The 17,714-nt window shown below is 70.8% G+C and carries 15 protein-coding genes and 1 pseudogene; 7 read left to right on the forward strand and 9 right to left on the reverse strand.

The window, feature by feature from the left end; translation table 11 throughout:
• The first annotated feature begins 56 nt into the window (after positions 1 to 56).
• Positions 57 to 1,022, forward strand: coding sequence for an alpha/beta fold hydrolase (locus tag AB852_RS03035; RefSeq protein ID WP_073783283.1), 966 nt, complete (start codon positions 57 to 59; stop codon positions 1,020 to 1,022).
• A 162-nt stretch (positions 1,023 to 1,184) separates the two neighbouring features.
• On the opposite strand, the gene AB852_RS03040 is transcribed toward AB852_RS03035, so the two are convergent.
• Positions 1,185 to 1,589, reverse strand: a complete 405-nt coding sequence (locus tag AB852_RS03040; protein ID WP_073783285.1) for a type II toxin-antitoxin system PemK/MazF family toxin — start codon at positions 1,587 to 1,589, stop codon at positions 1,185 to 1,187.
• 258 nt (positions 1,590 to 1,847) lie between these two features.
• Between AB852_RS03040 and AB852_RS03045 the strand changes: the two genes are divergently transcribed.
• Positions 1,848 to 2,810 (forward strand): phosphotransferase family protein, encoded by a 963-nt coding sequence (locus AB852_RS03045; RefSeq protein WP_073783287.1) that lies wholly within the window; start codon positions 1,848 to 1,850, stop codon positions 2,808 to 2,810.
• A 124-nt stretch (positions 2,811 to 2,934) separates the two neighbouring features.
• Here the strand turns inward: AB852_RS03045 and AB852_RS03050 are convergent, their stop codons facing one another.
• Positions 2,935 to 3,783 (reverse strand): NAD(P)H-binding protein, encoded by an 849-nt coding sequence (locus tag AB852_RS03050; protein WP_073783290.1) that lies wholly within the window; start codon positions 3,781 to 3,783, stop codon positions 2,935 to 2,937.
• A 254-nt stretch (positions 3,784 to 4,037) separates the two neighbouring features.
• Between AB852_RS03050 and AB852_RS03055 the strand changes: the two genes are divergently transcribed.
• The 3 genes from AB852_RS03055 (at position 4,038) to AB852_RS03065 (ending at position 5,949) form a co-directional block, all read left to right on the forward strand.
• Positions 4,038 to 4,589, forward strand: coding sequence for a helix-turn-helix domain-containing protein (locus tag AB852_RS03055; protein WP_073783292.1), 552 nt, complete (start codon positions 4,038 to 4,040; stop codon positions 4,587 to 4,589).
• 2 nt (positions 4,590 to 4,591) lie between these two features.
• Positions 4,592 to 5,386: a hypothetical protein gene (locus AB852_RS03060; RefSeq protein ID WP_073783294.1), complete on the forward strand. Its 795-nt coding sequence runs from the start codon at positions 4,592 to 4,594 to the stop codon at positions 5,384 to 5,386.
• Positions 5,387 to 5,607: 221 nt separating this feature from the next.
• On the forward strand, positions 5,608 to 5,949 hold the full coding sequence (locus tag AB852_RS03065; protein WP_073783296.1) for a DUF2516 family protein: 342 nt from the start codon (positions 5,608 to 5,610) through the stop codon (positions 5,947 to 5,949).
• Positions 5,950 to 6,073: 124 nt separating this feature from the next.
• Here the strand turns inward: AB852_RS03065 and AB852_RS03070 are convergent, their stop codons facing one another.
• The 3 genes from AB852_RS03070 to AB852_RS03080 form a co-directional block, all read right to left on the reverse strand.
• Positions 6,074 to 7,603 carry a PP2C family protein-serine/threonine phosphatase gene (locus AB852_RS03070; RefSeq protein ID WP_073783298.1) on the reverse strand — a complete coding sequence of 510 codons (1,530 nt, stop codon included), beginning with the start codon at positions 7,601 to 7,603 and terminating at the stop codon, positions 6,074 to 6,076.
• Positions 7,604 to 8,091: 488 nt separating this feature from the next.
• Positions 8,092 to 9,138, reverse strand: coding sequence for a C40 family peptidase (locus AB852_RS03075; protein ID WP_073783300.1), 1,047 nt, complete (start codon positions 9,136 to 9,138; stop codon positions 8,092 to 8,094).
• A 393-nt stretch (positions 9,139 to 9,531) separates the two neighbouring features.
• Positions 9,532 to 10,317, reverse strand: a complete 786-nt coding sequence (locus AB852_RS03080) for a class I SAM-dependent methyltransferase (RefSeq protein WP_107499115.1) — start codon at positions 10,315 to 10,317, stop codon at positions 9,532 to 9,534.
• A 265-nt stretch (positions 10,318 to 10,582) separates the two neighbouring features.
• Between AB852_RS03080 and mshA the strand changes: the two genes are divergently transcribed.
• Together mshA and AB852_RS03090 are read left to right on the forward strand one after the other, a co-directional pair.
• Entirely contained in the window at positions 10,583 to 11,929 is a 1,347-nt protein-coding gene (mshA, locus tag AB852_RS03085) for a D-inositol-3-phosphate glycosyltransferase (protein ID WP_073785323.1), read from the forward strand.
• Positions 11,930 to 12,014: 85 nt separating this feature from the next.
• Positions 12,015 to 12,488, forward strand: a pseudogene (locus tag AB852_RS03090) (type III secretion system chaperone family protein); the annotation flags it as partial.
• A 262-nt stretch (positions 12,489 to 12,750) separates the two neighbouring features.
• Here the strand turns inward: AB852_RS03090 and AB852_RS03095 are convergent.
• The 4 genes from AB852_RS03095 to pstB all read right to left on the reverse strand — a co-directional run bounded on the left by AB852_RS03095 (position 12,751) and on the right by pstB (position 17,687).
• Entirely contained in the window at positions 12,751 to 13,140 is a 390-nt protein-coding gene (locus AB852_RS03095; protein ID WP_073783302.1) for a RidA family protein, read from the reverse strand.
• 825 nt (positions 13,141 to 13,965) lie between these two features.
• On the reverse strand, positions 13,966 to 14,883 hold the full coding sequence (locus tag AB852_RS03100; RefSeq protein ID WP_073783304.1) for a hypothetical protein: 918 nt from the start codon (positions 14,881 to 14,883) through the stop codon (positions 13,966 to 13,968).
• Positions 14,884 to 14,905: 22 nt separating this feature from the next.
• Complete coding sequence (locus tag AB852_RS03105; protein WP_107499116.1) at positions 14,906 to 15,439, reverse strand: hypothetical protein; 534 nt, start codon at positions 15,437 to 15,439, stop codon at positions 14,906 to 14,908.
• 1,471 nt (positions 15,440 to 16,910) lie between these two features.
• A complete protein-coding gene (gene pstB / locus AB852_RS03110) occupies positions 16,911 to 17,687 on the reverse strand; it encodes a phosphate ABC transporter ATP-binding protein PstB (protein WP_073783307.1) in 777 nt (258 codons plus the stop codon).
• Between the last annotated feature and the right edge of the window lie 27 nt (positions 17,688 to 17,714).

Consider the following 17,714-nt stretch of genomic DNA (forward strand, 5'->3'; position numbering starts at 1 on the left):
CACCCAGAAAAATAGCCTGGGCCTGATCACCCCGAAAAGAATAAAGAGGAACCGTGATGTTCGATCCAGCAGATTTTCCCGAGCCCACCCTTGTTCCGGTCAACGGTGTGGAGCTCGAAGTCTTCGAAGCGGGCCGGGAGAATGCCGGAAAGCCCATCGTGCTCTGTCACGGCTGGCCGGAGCACGCCTTTTCCTGGCGCCATCAGATGCCCGTCCTCGCCGCGGCTGGCTACCATGTCATCGTTCCGAACCAGCGGGGTTACGGCAATTCCTCCCGTCCGGCCGAAGTGACGGACTACGACATCGCACACCTGTCGGGTGACCTCGTCGCACTTCTCGATCACTACGGGTACGAGGACGCCACCTTCGTCGGTCATGACTGGGGTGCGATGGTCGTCTGGGGGCTGACCCTGCTGCACCCGAACCGTGTGAACAAGGTGATCAACCTGAGCCTGCCGTACCAGGAACGCGGCGAGAAGCCCTGGATCGAGTTCATGGAAGAGGTGTTCGGCGGCGACTTCTATTTCGTCCACTTCAATCGGCGGCCGGGCGTCGCGGACGCCGTGTTCGACGAGAACACCTTCCAGTTCCTTCGCAACATGTACCGGAAGAACGAGCCTCCCAGGGAGCCCCGGCCGGGTATGGCGCTGATCGATCTCGCCAGGGCGGAAACACCACTCGGTGATCCCGTCATGAGCGACAGCGAACTGGCCGTTTTCGTCTCCGCCTTCGCATCGGCAGGGTTCACGGGCAGCGTGAACTGGTACAGGAATCTCGACCGCAACTGGCGCTTGCTGGCGGACGTGGACCCGGTCATACAGCAGCCCACGCTCATGATCTACGGCGACCGGGACGCGGTCCAGAGGTCCGAGAGGCTGACGGATTTCGTGCCGAACGCGGAAGTGGTCGGTCTGGACTGCGGTCATTGGATTCAGCAGGAGAAGCCGGAAGAGACGAACCGCGCGATCACGAATTGGCTGGAACGGCAGGACGCTGTCCGGTACTCCAGCCGTAGTTCGTGACCTCGATGGTGCGAGGTGCCGAGGAGACGGCCGACCTCGGTCGTCCGGACGAGATGGACCACGTCTCCGGGTGCGTCGGTGCGTCGGTGCGTCGGTGCGTCGGTCCGTCGGTCGTCCGGACGAGACGGACCACGCCTTCGGCGGCGTCGGTTCCTTCTCCGTCTACCCGAGGCCGCCGGGACGGAGGGCGTCCCTCAACTCGCTGAGCCTCGCGGTTGCCGCCGGGGTCCACTCCTGTGCCTGTCCGCCGAGACGGAGGGCGTCCTCGATCTCGCTGAGCTGCGCGGAGGACAGGACGCCCGCCCGCTCGATCAGGTCGTCCCGGGCCACGGTGGTCAGCCACGTACAAGGGGTGAGGCCAGGACGCGCGAACGCGAACCGCAGCACGCCTTCGAAGGGCAGCCCTTCCATGGCGCCGACCCGCACTTCGACGCCCAGACCGCTGATGTCGACACCCGCCGGAGCGACGACCTGCATCGCCCGGATCCCGGACGCGTCATCCACCGACAGCAGTACGAACGGCCGCCGCTGGTCGAACTCCACCCACCAGACCTCGCCACGCTGCACAAGTCCTCCTGACCCGGGACGGCAGGCGAACGCCGCGCGACCCTGACGCTCTGCGGAGACGGGTGCGACCACCGTTGATCATCGGTGCCGTGAAGGCGAACGTTCATGCGAGGGCCGCAGATCGCAGCATAGACCGCGCCCACCGGAAGGAGGCGTCCGAGGGCCTGACGCGCGATGTCCGTGGGGGCCGAGCCGCACGGCCGTCGGTACCTGAAAATGCCTTCGCCCGTGCCGCCGCCCGGATGATGAGGTGGCACGGTGACGAACCACGATGAGACCGCGACCGTCCGGCCGTTGACGCTGGCTTGGGTGGGTCGGCACCTGGAAGCCGGCGAACGGATCGTCGAAGCCGAGGCGCTGCACGGCGGCATCACCGCCGAGATGCGGAGGCTGATCATCGGCACCCGGGACGGAGGCACCCGTGACCTGGTGCTGCGGAGCTACGTCGACCCGTTTCACATGGAGAACGCCGAGGACGGGCTGATGAGGGAGGCCGGCGCGCTGACCCTGCTCGCGGGGACCGCCGTGCCGGCTCCTTCACTGGTCGCGGTTGATCCGACCGCCGCGCAGTGCGCGTATCCGTCGCTCCTGATGACCCATCTGGCGGGCCGGACGGTCCTTGCCGACAGGGGAGTGGAGGCGCGTGTGCGCCTGCTGGCCCGTCAACTTGTCGCGATCCACGCGGTGCACCCCGCTGAACGGCCCCGCGCATACACGACGTTGACGACCGCCGACACCGTCGTGGTTCCCAAGGGCGCCGACGCGGCCGTATGGGCCGCGGCCATCGAAGTGATCCGCGGATTCGCGCCACCCTATGAAGGGCGCTTCCTGCACCGGGACTTCCAACCTGGCAACGTGCTGTTCGACGTGTCGCCCTCGCACCCGGAAGGCGCCCGGATCACCGGCGTCGTCGACTGGGCAGGACCCTCCTGGGGCCCGGCCGATCTCGATGTGGCGCACTGCTCCGTCAATCTCGCGCTGCTGCACGGCCCTGCATGGGGGCTGCGGTTCGCCGAGGCGTACGAGGAGGCCGACGGTGTGCTGGCCGCGAGCGCGAGCGAGCGGCGTTACTGGCGGGTACGGGACGCGCTGGCCGCCTCGGAGGAGGTGCGGTCGGTGTCGCAGCCGTGGCGGGAGGCCGGGAGGACAGAGCTGACGACGCGAGCGGTGGAGGAGCGGCTGGATGCCTATGTCACCGCCCTGATGGACGCACCGGGCTGACACACGGGACGCGGGGGCGGTTGCCCGGGGGGCCGACGTACTCCAGCCGGAAGTCCTCAGCCTCCACCGGCCACCTCCACCCCGCGCCGATCGTCGTCGTTGCCCGCTCGGCGGTGTCCGACTCTCACCCGTGTGCCGACAGGACGTCGCGGAGAGCGAGAGGGGCGCGGCCGGTCAGCTGGGTGTAGTCGTTTCGGACTCGATCCCAGCGCTGCTCGCGCACCGAGGCGAACATGGACGAAAAGGCGTAGAGCCACCAGGGATTCAGGCCGGTCGCCGCCGTCTCGGCACAGTACGTGTCAGCCGGGATGTCCACGTAGACGACAGGCGTCTCCCATGCCTCCGCCGCGATCGAGGCGATGCCTGCCAGGTCCACCGACTCGGGTCCCGTGATGTCATGGTGACGGCCGGTCGGCTCACCCACCGCGAGTGCGGCGAGGGCGCGCGCCACGTCGTCGCGCGCCACCAGGGAGACCCGGCCATCCGCTGCCGGGAGCCTCAGCAGCCCGGTCGCGCGCGCCTCGGTGAGCCAGGTTTGGAAGAACTCGATGTAGAGCGAAGCCCTGGCGAACGAGCACGGGACGCCGGAGGCCAGAAGCAGATCCTCGGTGAGCCGGTTGACCACGGCGTAGCAGAACGGGGACGCCATGTCGGCGTCAACGCTGCTCAGCGCCGCGACATGGCCGACGCGCTCAGCCGCCACGGCGGCGACGACGTTGCGGTGGTGCAGCAGCACCCGTGCATCGGGCCCGTCACTGGAGACGAGGACCAGAGTGTCCACGCCCTTCAGCGCCGCACGCAGCGCCGGCGGATCGGCGTAGTCGGCGACGGCGACCTCCACCTGCGGCGGCAACGCCTCGGCAGGCAGCCTCCTCCTGGTCATCGCCACGACGTCCACGTCGGCCCGGTCCGCGAGCAACTGCACGACCCGCCCACCCAGGCTGCCCGCCGCCCCGGTCACCGCGATGCGCATCGTTGCCCCCGTCGCCTTGTCGCCAGTCGTACAACCGTAGGCGGCCAAGCGCGGCAGCGGCTCAGAAGGAGCGGGACAGAACAGCAGATGGCCAAGGTTGACCGAGGCACACAGCCAGATGGCTCGGATACACCGAGACCGGCCCGCCTTCAGCGAGACAGATCACTCAGGCTCAGCTGTGGCCCGGCGTGGCGCGGAACACTTTTGCAAGCGCCTGCTTGCAATTGTTAGCAAGGTGGGTGCACGGTAGAGGCATGGCATCGCTCAACGTCGGCAATCTCGGTGAGTACCTGCGCGACCAGCGCCGCAGCGCGCAGCTCTCGCTGCGGCAGCTCGCCGAGGCCGCCGGGGTGTCCAATCCGTATCTGAGTCAGATCGAGCGCGGGCTGCGCAAGCCCAGCGCGGAGGTGCTCCAGCAGGTCGCGAAGGCGCTGCGGATCTCCGCCGAGACCCTGTACGTCCGGGCCGGAATCCTGGACGAGCGGGAGCGGGACGAGCTGGAGACGCGTGCCGTCATCCTCGGCGACCCCTCCATCAACGAGCAGCAGAAGCAGGTGCTGCTCCAGATCTACGAGTCCTTCCGCAAGGAGAACGGGACCGACGGCACCGGCGCCGACGGCTCCCCGCGCGGCGCGAAGGGCGCGATACCGGATTCCGCGGCGGCGGCCCCCACGAGTGGGCAGTCCGCCGCGACGGGCGACGACGACCCGCCGCCGGGCGGGGAGCCGAGCCGTACCGAGCCCGACGCGCTTGATGGAACACCGCACGACGAACCCTCGAACCGAAGTGCTCCAGGAGGACGCTGATCATGGCCATCACCGACGACCTGCGCAAGACCCTCAGTGACCCGACCCCCCTCTACTTCGCCGCCGGTACGGCCGATCTGGCTCTCCAGCAGGCCAAGAAGGTGCCGGGGCTGGTGGACCAGCTCAGGACCGAGGCCCCGGCGCGGATCGACGCGGTCCGCAACGCCGACCCCAAGGCCGTCCAGGACAAGGCCGCCACCCGGGCCAAGGAGGTCCAGGAGACCGTCCAGGCCAGGGTGAACGAGTTCATCGGCACGCTCGACGGCGACTTCAAGAAGCTCGGTGAGTCCGCGCAGGACCTCGCGATGCGCAGTGTGGGCGTGGCCGCCGAGTACGCGGTCAGGGCCCGGGAGACGTACGAGAAGGTCGCCGAGCACGGCGAGCAGACGGTGCGCACCTGGCGCGGCGAGGCGGCCGACGAGATCGTCGACCTCGCGGAGGTCGTGGAGCCCGCGCCGCGCACGCAGCCGAAGGCGGCGCCGGGTGCCGCCCGGGCCAAGAGCCGGCCGCAGCCGCGTCCGCAGTCCTCGGCCGGGTCCGCCACCGGGTCGACGGGTTCCGCCACCGGGAAGCCCGCGGCGTCCAGGGCGGGCACCGCCAAGCCCGCCGGGGCCGGTCAGCCCGCGGCCAGGCAGTCCGCTGCCAAGCCCCGTCCGGCCGCCGGTTCCGTCCCCGCGCAGGACACCAAGGGCGGCTCCGCGCAGGAGTCGCCCGCGGGGAAGACAGTCGCCAACGGCAAGAAGGCGCCTGCCCGCAAGCCCGCGGCCAAGAAGACGACTCCGCCCTCCGCGCAGTAGTCCCCCCGGCCGTACGGCGGTCGCACCTGGACGACGGTTCCCCGCAGGCCCCCGGCCGGCGGGGAACCGCGTATCCACGGACGACCCGCACAGGTACAGGTGTGTCCGCTCCCGAGGGCCCCGGTAACCGTGAGGAACTTCGGGGGCACGAACGGCGTGGCCCGTGCGTTGTGCGGGTACGGTGGCCGCGTAGCGACGATTCGACACGGGTGGTGGGTAGTGTGCTGAGTTCCGGATTCAGCAGTCTGCTGTTGGTGATCTACATTGCCATGTTCGCCATGGCGGCGGTCGCCCTGGTGATGGCGGCCATCGCCCGGGACGACGCCTATCGCGCCGCCGACAAGCAGAACAAGATGTTCTGGATGATCATCCTGGGCATCACCGTCACGGTGAACCTCCTGGTGCCGGTCCTGTTCCTCCAGATCGCCGGACTGATCGCCACCATCGTGTTCTTCGTGGACGTCCGGCCCGCCCTGAAGCAGGTCTCCGGGGGCGGAGGCGGCCGACGCGGGGGCGGCAGCAGCAGCGACGGCCCGTACGGCCCGTACAACGGCGGCCGGTAGTCGCTGACCGGTACCGCGGCACTTACGCGACCGGTAGCGCCTTCGCGTACCGCACGACACCGCTCCGCCGCCACGCGCCGAAAGCGCGGCTCAGCCGTACAGCCCGCTCAGCCCTACAGCCCGCTCAGTGGCCCGGCTCACGTCCCAGCAGGACGACCGCCACATCGTCGGTGAGGTCCCCGCCGTTGAGGTCCCGGACCTCCGTGACCGTCCGTTCCAGCAGTTCCTCGCCGCGCATCCCGGCCGCGAGCTGGCGGCGCACGAGCTCCACCATGCCGTCCTGGCCGAGGCGCTGGTTGCCGACGCCGATACGGCCCTCGATCAGCCCGTCCGTGTAGAGCATCAGGCTCCACGTACCGCCCAGGTCCACCTGGCGCCGCGGCCAGCGGGCGCGCGGCAGCAGCCCGAGGGCGGGGCCCCCGCTCTCGTACGGCAGCAGCTCCGCGAGCCGTCCGGGGCGGACGACCAGCGGGGACGGGTGTCCGGCGAGGGACAGTCCGGCGCGGCGGCCGTCCGGGGCGATGTCGACCGTGCAGAGGGTCGCGAAGATCTCCTCGTCGGCGCGCTCGTGCTCCAGCACCTGCTGGAGCGTCGACAGCAGCTCGTCCCCGCACAGACCCGCCAGCGTCAGCGCCCGCCAGGCGATACGCAGCTCGACACCCAGCGCGGCCTCGTCGGGGCCGTGTCCGCAGACGTCCCCGATCATCGCGTGGACGGTGCCGTCGGGGGTGCGCACCGCGTCGTAGAAGTCGCCGCCGAGCAGCGCGCGGGACCGGCCGGGCCGGTAGCTCGCGGCGAAGCTCAGCCGGGAGCCGTCCAGCAGCGGCTTGGGGAGCAGACCGCGCTCCAGTCGGGCGTTCTCCTGGGCGCGCAGCCGGGACTCGGTCAGCTTGCGCTGGGCGGCGTCCGCGCGCTTGCGCTCGACGGCGTAGCGGATGGCGCGGCTCAGCAGCCGGGCGTCCAGCTCGTCGCGGAAGAGGTAGTCCTGGGCGCCGACCCGGACGGCCTCGGCGCCGCGCTCCGCGTCACCGGAGGTGGTGAGCGCGAGGACTGCGTGCCGCGGGGCCAGTCTCAGGACGTGCTTCAGGGTCGCCAGCTCGTCCGGTGCGCCCGGCTTCGGGGCCGTACCGCCGTTCGTCGCGGTGTCACCCGTCCCCGCCCCTGTACCCGTACCGGTGGGCGTACCCGGGCCGGTGGCCGTGCCCGTAGTCGGTCCGCCCGCGGTGGGGGCCGGGGCGGGGCCGCGGGGGCGTCCGGCGCCCGGGAGGGCCAGTGCCAGGTCCAGCAGGATGCAGTGGACGTCGTCGGTGAGCAGCCGCTCGGCCTCGGTGAGGTTGCGGGCGGTGCGGATACGGATGGGCTTGCCCGCGGCGTCCAGCAGCTCGGGGATACCGAGCGAGCCCGCCGGGTCGTCCTCGATCACCAGCAGGCTCAGACCGCCGCCGGACGCCGCCGGAGCGGGTACGCCAGGGGCCGCCGCGACGGCTGCGGAGGGCCGTCCGGTGGCGGGGTCCGGTGCGGTGACCGGGTCCTCACCGGTCACGGGGGCCCGCATGGGTGCGCGGTCGGTGGTCGTGGCGGCCGGGCCACTGTCCATGGCCGGACCGCTTTCCACGGCCGGAACGGCTCTGGGGCGCGGTACGGGTGCGGGCATCGTCTTGCTTCCTTCCCTCCCCCCGAGGGCGACGGGCGCCGAGCGACGCACCGCCAGACGGGGACCTTAGCGGTACGCGGCGGCGCAAGGGAACGACGTACGGGAAGGCTTTGGGCAATCGGCCTCCGTCATATGCCGCATCCCCTCCCGCAATTGGACAGCGGGCCGCCCCACGGATGCTCGTACGGGATGACGAACGTCACGCCACCGGGGTTGAGTCCCGCACGGGACGTGCCGTGCGTCACGCGGGGCCCCGGTCCGCACCTGGTGGACCGGCACCGGCGGGCACCGCCCAAGGGCGTGCCGAAGCATACGGCCGACCGCGCCGACTCCGTACCCCTTCACGCACCACCCGCAGGTCAGAGGCCACAAGAAGGCGCGAGGCGCCGCGCGGACAACTCCCCCCACCCGCACCCGAACACCGCACAAGCCGCACGGGCCCCGCACCCGCCCGGACGGGACTGTGCGGGGGATCACGGACGCCCGTCTCACATATCGGGCCGGACGACCCCCAGTATCGGCATCGAGCCCGCGCCCGCCACCGTGACCGAACGGCCGGGACGGGGCGCGTGGATCATCTCGCCGTCCCCTATGTACAGGGCGATATGACTCGCGTCGGTGTTGTAGACGATCAGGTCGCCCGGACGCATCCGCGACTCGTCGACCCGGGGGAGCGCGCGCCACTGCTCCTGCGAGGTACGGGGGATGTCGGTCCCGGCGGCGGCCCACGCCTGCTGGGTGAGCCCCGAGCAGTCGAACGACCCCGGGCCCTCGGCACCCCACTCGTAGGGCTTGCTGAGCTGCTTCCTGGCGTACGCGACGGCCTTCCCGCCCGCGCCGCTGCCCTCGGCCGCCACCTCGTCGAGGACACCGGAGCCCAGCCAGGCGGCCTGCGCCGCGCGCTCGCGCTCCAGCTCCATCTCCCGCAGCCGCTCGCGCTCCCTCGTGGCGAGGGACGTCCACAGCTCCTCCGCGTCGGCGAGCTTCTGCTTGACCTTCTTCTGCGCGGAGTCCTTCTTCTTCCGGGTCCGCTCCAGCTCGTCCCAGTTCGCCGCGGCGTCCTCGGCGTAGATCCGGAGATTCACCTGGGTGCGGGCCAGCGCGGCGATCAGGCCCTCGGTGGCCCGCTGGCCCTCCTTGAGCCGTCCGGCGCCGTCGAGGAAGTCCTCCGGGTCGTCGCTGAGGATCAGCCCGGCCCCGGGCGGGAGGCCGCCGCCCGTGCGGTAGTGGGCGCGGGCGGCGGCGCCCGCGCGGTTCTTCAGCCCGTCCAGCCGCTTCTGGCCGTCCGCGATCTTCTTCTTGAGGTCGCTGACCGTCCCGGACTGCTCGGTGACCTGCTCCTCCACCGCGTTGTACGCGTCGGTGGCCACCGCCGCCTCGTGATAGAGCCGGTCCAGCCGCTTGCGGACGTCCTCCAGCCGGACGGAGTCCCCGGGCGGGGCGGGCGCCGCGAAGGCGGCACCCGGCGCGGCCAGCAGGCCGATCGCGCATGCCACCACCACGGCCGCGGCCGTCGAACTCCGGTACACCCGCATGGCTGTGCCCCCCTCAGCTCCACTCGGCCTTCAGTGCCGTACGGACGGCCCCGGGACGACACCCGGCCGCCGCACAGGACACCGGACCCGGACGCACCCCGCCACGCCCCGCCGCCCTCGCCCGCACCCCGCCGCTCCGCCACCCCGCACCGCTCACTCCGATGGACGAGCGGCTCCCGGAGATCGTTCCCCGCCCGAAGCCCCCGTACGGACATTCATCCGTTCGAACGCATGTGGCCCGACCGCCGGAACCGACAGCCCGACGCCCGCATAGCGCCGCCCGCCGCCCCCACACCCCACCCAAGCCACCTCCACACCCAGCAGCCCCACGTACGGCGTCCCGCCCCGACCACCGCACCCATCCCGCGCACCCCACCCGTCCCCGAGCGCGTCTCACCCCACCGGGGCCAGCGCCCCCCAGGACACGGTCACTTCGCCCTGCCGCCAGCGCACCGGACCGTCCAGCACCGGCCAGCCGCCCGCGGCGAGATCCCGTACCGCCCGCATCCACCGCTGCCGGGCCCCGTACGACGCGTACGGCGACGCGGCGGCCCACGCGCGGTCGAAGTCCCGCAGGAACGCGTGCACCGGTTCGCCCGGCACATTGCGGTGGATCAGCGCCTTGGGCAGCCGTTCCGCGAGGTCCGAGGGGCGCTCCAGCGCGGCCAGCCGGGTCGCGAACGTCACCGTACGAGGGCCCTCGGGACCGAGCGCGACCCACACATGACGGCGCCCGATCTCGTCGCAGGTGCCCTCGACCAGCAGTCCCTCCGGGTCGAGCCGCCCGCACAGCCGCCGCCAGACCTCCGCCACCTCGGACTCGTCGTACTGGCGCAGCACGTTCGCCGCGCGGATCAGCAGCGGGCGGCCCGGCAAGGGCACCTCGAAGCCGCCGTGCCGGAACGTGAGGCCCTCGCGCGCGTACGGCTCGGCGGCGGCCACGCGCGCGGGGTCGATCTCTACACCCACCACGCGCGCGCGTGGCGCGACGGTCCGCAGCCGCCCCAGCAGTTCCACCGCGGTCCAGGGAGCGGCGCCGTATCCGAGGTCGACGGCGACGGGTTCGGCGGCGCGGCGCAGGGCGGGGGCATGGGCGGCGGCGATCCAGCGGTCCATCCGGCGCAGCCGGTTCGGGTTGGTGGTCCCACGGGTCACCGTCCCCACGGGGCGGGAGGGCATGTCCAGAGGGTATCCAGGCGGGGCGGCTCGCGGACCCTCCGGCCGGGCGGCCCGGGCCGGGCCTCCAGGGCTGTGAGCTGCGAGGTTGAGGAAGGCAACGTAATAGTTGGGCAAAATGGAAATGGAGCGATGACTTCCGGTGTTGGAGCGCTTCGGAGGGTGGGCCGCGCCCTCCGTCGGGCACCGCACGCGGTCGCGCACGAGCTCGGTGATCAGCACCACAGCACGGCAGACGACCGGAAGCAGCCGCGAGGAGGACCGCTTCGTGAGCCAGTACGTCAGCAGGCTCGGACGACGTTCCGCCGTCTCCCCGCCCCGACTGCGGTTGCCGGGCGCCCACCGCAGACCCCGCCGGGTGGCGATGCTGAGCGTGCACACGTCGCCGCTGCACCAGCCAGGCACGGGCGACGCGGGCGGGATGAACGTCTACATCGTCGAGCTCGCCCGGCGGCTGGCCGCGCAGGGCATCGAGGTGGAGATATTCACCCGGGCCACCACCGGCGGGCTGCCGCCGACCGTGGAGCTGGCCCCGGGCGTCCTCGTCCGGCATGTCGACGCCGGTCCCTACGAGGGCCTCGCCAAGGAGGACCTGCCCGCGCAGCTCTGCGCCTTCACCCACGGCACCATGCAGGCGTGGGCCCGCCACCGGCCCGGCCACTACGACCTGGTCCACTCGCACTACTGGCTGTCCGGGCACGTCGGCTGGCTCGCCGCCGAACGCTGGGGCGTCCCCCTGGTGCACGCGATGCACACCATGGCGAAGGTCAAGAACGCCGCGCTCGCCGACGGTGACACCCCCGAACCTGCCGCCCGGGTCATCGGCGAGACCCAGATCGTCCGCGCCGCCGACCGGCTCATCGCGAACACCTCCGAGGAGGCCGACGAACTGGTCCGGCACTACGACGCCGAACCCGGCAAGACCGCGGTGGTCCACCCCGGCGTCAATCTGGACCGCTTCCGGCCCGCCGACGGCCGCCTCGCCGCCCGCGCCCGCCTCGGACTCCCCCCGAACGCCCTGGTGCCCCTCTTCGCCGGCCGCATCCAGCCCCTGAAGGCGCCGGACATCCTGCTGCGGGCGGTCGCCGTCCTGCTGGCGGAACGTCCCGGACTGCGCCACCGCCTGGTCGTCCCCGTCGTCGGCGGCCCCAGCGGCAGCGGCCTGGCCCGCCCGGAAGGGCTCCAGAAGCTCGCGGCACGGCTGGGGATCGCCGATGTCGTACGGTTCCGGCCGCCGGTCGGCCAGGACGAGCTCGCCGACTGGTTCCGGGCCGCCTCGGTCCTCGTGATGCCCTCGTACAACGAGTCGTTCGGACTCTGCGCGATCGAGGCCCAGGCCACCGGTACCCCCGTCCTCGCGGCGGCGGTCGGCGGACTGCCCGTCGCGGTGCGCGACGGGCACACCGGCTTCCTGATCCCCGGTCATGACCCGATCGCCTACGCGCGCGTGCTGGGCGCGTTCGCCGACGACCCCGCGATGTCCTTCCGGATGGGCGCGGAGGCGGCCCGGCACGCCGAGTCCTTCGGCTGGGACCGCGCGGCCTCCACCACGTCGGACGTCTACGCGGACGCCATGCACGAGTTCCGCCGCAAGGCCCGCGCCCGGCACACCTGAGAACACGGGCACGCGCGCGTGCCCGTGTCGATCACCACAGACGCGTCACCCCGGCGGTGTCACAGGTCTCCCGTAGGCTCCCCGTATGGCTGACGCGGCGACGATCATCGAGCGGGTGCTGACCGAGGCCGGGATCGAGTGGGAGAACCCCGGCCCTGGCACCTACGTGGCGAAGCTCCCGGGCACCCGCAAACTCACCACGACGGTGTCCCTGATCGTCGGCAAGCACACGCTGTCCCTGAACGCGTTCGTGATCCGGCACCCCGACGAGAACGCGGAGGGCGTCCACCGCTGGCTGCTGGAACGCAACCTCAAGCTCTACGGCGTCGGCTACGCCGTCGACCCCCTCGGCGACATCTACCTGACCGGCAGGTTCCCGCTCCAGGCGGTCACCCCCGACGAGATCGACCGCGTCCTCGGCTCGGTCCTCGAAGCGGCCGACGGCGCGTTCAACACCCTGCTCGAACTGGGCTTCGCGACATCGATCCGCCGCGAGTACGCGTGGCGCGTCTCCCGTGGCGAGTCCACCCGCAACCTGGACGCCTTCGCCCACCTGACCTCCGCGAACACCCCGACCGCCGACACTCCGTCCGGCGACGCCCACCTCACGTCCGACGCCCGGCCCACGTCCGCCCCGTCCGGCGAGCAGCCCGCGGCCGACGGCCCCGCCCCCGGGGACTCCGACACCCAGCCCTGACGCACCGGACGGGTCCAGGGGGCTCACGCGTCACGGCCCCGGCAGCGCGGTAGCCGCCCCCACCCACGTACCGACACGTACGACGTACCGACGTACCGGACACGTACCGACGTACCGATCCCGGCTACGCGGTGACCCGTCGCGCGTCCACCTCGATCTCGATCCTCATCCGGGGGTCCGCCAGCCCGCACACCATCATCGTGGCGGCCGGCCGCACCTCACCGAAGCAGCGGCGCAGCACCGGCCAGCAGGGCTCGAAGTCCTCCCGCTCGGGGAGCAGATACCGCACCCGCACCACATCGGCGAACGTGCACCCCGCCTCGGTCAGCGCCGCCTCGATGTTGCGCAGACACTGCTCGGCCTGCTCCACGACACCGTCCGCGATGGTCATCGTCGTGTAGTCGAACCCGGTCGTCCCGGACACATGCACCCGGTCGCCGTCGACCACGGCACGGGCGTATCCGATCCGTTCCTCGAACACCGAACCGCCGGGAATCGCACGTCGTTCCACCATGCGCCGAACGGTAGGCCCCCGACGGGTACGCGTCCACCAGGGCGGCACTTCCGGGGTTCCACTCCTGTACGTACGTGTCCCCGCACAGGTGGTTCGTGGGGTGCGCATTCCCCGCAGGTCGCCTTCGCTTGCGCTTCCGAGGTCTCTCCGGCTGGGCGTACTTGTCCTTGCACAGGTCGTCCGTGGGTGCGCAGTTCCCCGCGCCGCTGAGGTGCTGCCCCTTGCGGTCGCTCTTCGGGTGCGGGCCGGTTCTCGTTTTTGCGCAGTTCCCCGCGCCCCTGAAGGGGCACTCCTCTCCTCGCGCAGTCGCCCTGCTGCGGGAGGGGGTGGGCGGGAATCTCTGCCCGCAGACTCCGACGCCACCAGCGCGGCCACTGGACGTCTTCCCGAGCGCGTTGGAGCGAGGACGGAGAATCCCGACCGGCCCCGACCCGAAGAACCGGCCGGATGCGCCCCAAAGGGGCGCGGGGAACTGCGCGAAACCACCGAACGACGGCACAGGAACGAAGTACGTCCCGCCGGACAGACCTCGGAGGCGCAAGCGAAGGCGACCCGCAGGGAACCGCGCGCCGACGAGAACCAGGCCGCCCGGCGGACAACAACAGGAGGCAGCGCCCAGAGGCGCGAGCGAAGGCGGTCCTCACCCGGGAGAGCGGTCACGATCGGCATGTGTGGCCATGGGGCAGTCCGGCGCGGCCCTCCGGCGGCGGGGGCGCGCGGGCGCGGTCCAGGCCGCCGGGCCACGGAACCGTCAGGGAGCCGGTGCCCGGCAGCACTCGAGCCGGAGGGACAGGGCATGGCAGGACGTTCTCTCGCGGCGGGGGGTCAGCCTCGCAGCAACCGCTCCGCGGTCCGGACGGCGGTCTCGTTCTGCTTGCTGCTCGCCTCCAGACCGGTTCGATGCTGCTTGATCTGCTCACGCTGGATACCGGAGTCGACCCGGTACCAGATCGACACGAGATCGGTCGACTTCTTGCAGTCGATGTCGGCGAGCGCGATGGCCACGGCCTTCTCGCTCCCGTTCCCTTTGCCAGTGGTGAGGTGGATGGCATCGAAGGGAATGGCCACCTCGTATCCCTTTTCCTTCATACAGCGGGACCACGATTTCAGCGCGGCACGCACCTTCGGCGTCCCTTGCGACCGCGTGAGGCTTTCGTAGTTCAGCCGGCTGACCAGTGAGAAATCGAGACCCGCGGCCCCTACCTTCCTCGGGGCCCATCCGGAGCAGCCGCCCTGAGGGATCTCCTTGCCCTTGTAGGAGATCGGCGCGGAAGACTTGGTGTCACCCTTGTCGACCGCTCCGGACAGCACCATGGTGGCGGCTTCGCCCAGCTTCGGGGACGAGGAACCGGCGGGCGGTTCTTCCTTGGCGAGCCCGTATCCATGCCGCTCGGCGACGACCCGGTCGGTGATGCCGTAACGTCGCTCCATATTCGCGTCGTTGGGGTTGGGCGGCGGCGTGGTACCGGCCGGCGGCGGACGGAATTCGAATCCGAATCCCGCCATGCACGCGGTCTGCTGGTCACGCACCGCCTGGTCGATGGCCACGCGCTGCTCATAGGACTGCATGTACCGCTCCAGCGGCAGTTTGAGTCCTTTGGCGAGCCCCCGTCGGGGCGTGGCATCGGGCCACTGCGAGCGGTCGACGTCATCAAAGGTCCGTGCGGCCTTCGACCCCGAGTGCTCGGCCGGCCGCTCCCCCGGGCCGCAGCCCGCCAGGACCGTGCCGACGAGCACGGTCATGGCGAGCAGGGCGACGCGTCGCTCAGGCGAAGTGCTGCGACGCATTGTTGTTCTTCAGGGTGGCGTTGAGGTTCATGTGCACGCCGCCCGCGCACAGCTGGCTTCCGTTGGTGTGGCCGAAGTACTGCGACGAACCCTGGTAGCCCGAGTTGAAGTAGACGCGGTAGGAGTCCCACGGCGAGCAGTTCTCGGCCGACGCGGCGTTGTTCTTGACCGCCTGCCCGGTGCCGGGCCCGTTCAGCCCCGACGAGTTCTTCCCGAAGACGAACTTGTAGTGGACAGGGTTGGCGCCGCCGTTGTGTCCGTAGGTCTCTCCGGCGTAGTTGGTCACATTGCCGTAGAAGCTGGCGGTGCCGGAGTAGTAGCCGTCGTTTTCCTTCGAGTTGTAGTGGAGGTGGAACTGGCCGGCGTGACCGACCGGGCAGCTTCTGTAGTCGCAGTTGCTGTCGGCGTTCTGCGTGGGTATGGCGGCACTGGCCGACTGCGCGGGGCCCAGCACGGCGACAATCGTTCCGGCGGCGGCAGCCAGGGCGAATTGGGCACGCTTGTTCAGCATTTTCATCCCACTCCTTGACGACGGGGCTTTCCGTGCGAATACATGACGGCACGCGCCATTGCTGCGCACCCCTCCACCGTCGTCCGCGAGTCGGCCATATCGCCGTACGCGTCCCGGCAGGGCTGCTGCCCGTCGTGGCGCCGCCTTCGTTCACGTTCTTTCACGGAATGGCTCTTGATGGAGCCGATCGAATGATGACGAGGCGTGAACTTACCCATCGCCCGCAGGCTTGTCCAGAGCATGCCGGAACCCCTCCAGGGATGATTTCAGGCCCAACGGTGCACCCGCTTGCGGCTGGTTGTGCTCCACCCCACCCATTACTCCGTGAATGCATCGGAGTTGCCGAGGTGAGACCGAGTCCTGGCCCCTGAACAGTCGGTCGACCCCGCACATCCCGATGGTTTATCCGGTTGGGTTCGCGATATGAACAGCCTCGGAACACATATGTTCTTCGAGTGCAATTCCGCCGGGTGGCGGGCCCGGGATCACGTACGGCCGTCCCACCGGGTGGCGGCCAGGGGCCACACCCGGATCAAGTCCCGGATCATCAAGGGGCATCCGAGCCCGTCGTCATGAGCCGGTCCCCACCGGACATCCGCGCGTGACGACTCCGCGGCATCCGTATGGCGGGGAAGGTCCCGACGCCCGGCTCATGGCCGCCCCGCCCCGACGGGCGGCGACGAGCGGACGGCCGTCCGCGATCCGCGCTGCCACGGGAGACCGGCGCGTGTTCCCCGCGTGACGACGCCGGACAGGGCGCGGACCCCCGTCACCGTCACACCCCGTGTGCGGCGGCCTTCCACACGCATGAACGGCCCAGCCAGGACCCGGCCGCGCCATGGCCGGATTGCCGCTGTTTGTGGCATGTTCACGACCTCCGCCGGCCCGGAGGTCCGGGTGAAAACCGCCCTCCCCGCGCAGTCGCAGGACTCACGTGAGGGGGTGGGCGGGAATCTCTGCCCGCAGACTCCGATGCTCTTCAGCAGGACAAGGGGGATGTCCGACCGAGCGCGTTGGAGCGAGGACGGAGAATCCCGACCGGCCCCGACCCGAAGAACCGGCAGAACGCGCCCCAAAGGGGCGCGGGGAACTGCGCGAACCCACCGACCGACGGCACAGCAACGAAGTACGCCCACCCGGACAGACCTAGGAAGCGCAAGCGAAGGCGACCCGTAACGAAGAAGGGACCCGCCCCAGGGAGTTCAGGGGCGGGTCCCACACCTCGCGGTGGCACCGCCATGCAGCACCGCGAGGAGACCGGAACACCGGACGGCCAAAGCCACACCGGACGACTAGGGGCCCACCGGACGGCCGAAGCCCGGACAGGGCCCGACGGCCAAGGGCCCACCGGACGGCCCAAGCCCCCGGACGCGCCGGACGACCAAGGCCCCACCGGACGGCCGAAGCCCGAACGCGCCGGACGGCCGAGGCCGAACCGGACGAGCAACGGCCCGGACCAGGGCCCGACCGGTCAGCCGAAGCGGCCGGAGATGTAGTCCTCCGTGGCCTGTACGGACGGGTTCGAGAAGATCCGCTCCGTCTCGTCGATCTCCACGAGCCGCCCGGGCTGCCCCACCGCCGCGAGGTTGAAGAACGCGGTCCGGTCGGACACCCGCGCCGCCTGCTGCATGTTGTGCGTGACGATGACGATCGTGAAGCGCTCCTTCAGCTCCCCGATCAGGTCCTCGATCGCCAGCGTGGAGATCGGGTCCAGCGCCGAGCACGGCTCGTCCATCAGCAGGACGTCCGGCTCCACGGCGATCGCCCGCGCGATGCACAGCCGCTGCTGCTGCCCGCCGGACAGCCCGGAACCGGGCTTGTTCAGCCGGTCCTTGACCTCGTTCCAGAGATTCGCGCCCTTCAGCGACTTCTCGACCACGTCGGCCAGCTCGGACTTCTTGTACGAGCCGTTGAGCTTCAGCCCGGCCGCGACATTGTCGAAGATCGACATCGTCGGGAACGGGTTCGGCCGCTGGAACACCATCCCGACCGTCCGCCGCACCGCGACGGGGTCGACCTGCGCCCCGTACAGGTCCTCGTTGTCGAGGAGCACCTTGCCCTCGACCCGTCCGCCGGGCGTGACCTCGTGCATCCGGTTCAGCGTCCGCAGGAACGTGGACTTGCCGCAGCCGGAGGGGCCGATGAACGCGGTGACGGACCGGGGCTCGACGGACATCGAGATGTCCTCGATCGCCTTGTGGGAGCCGTAGTACGCGGTGAGACCGCTGATGTCGATTCGCTTGGCCATGGGTTTCACTTCTTTCGGGAGGGCCGC

It is taken from the genome of Streptomyces uncialis, from assembly GCF_001905345.1.
GTDB classification, from domain to species: domain Bacteria; phylum Actinomycetota; class Actinomycetes; order Streptomycetales; family Streptomycetaceae; genus Streptomyces; species Streptomyces uncialis.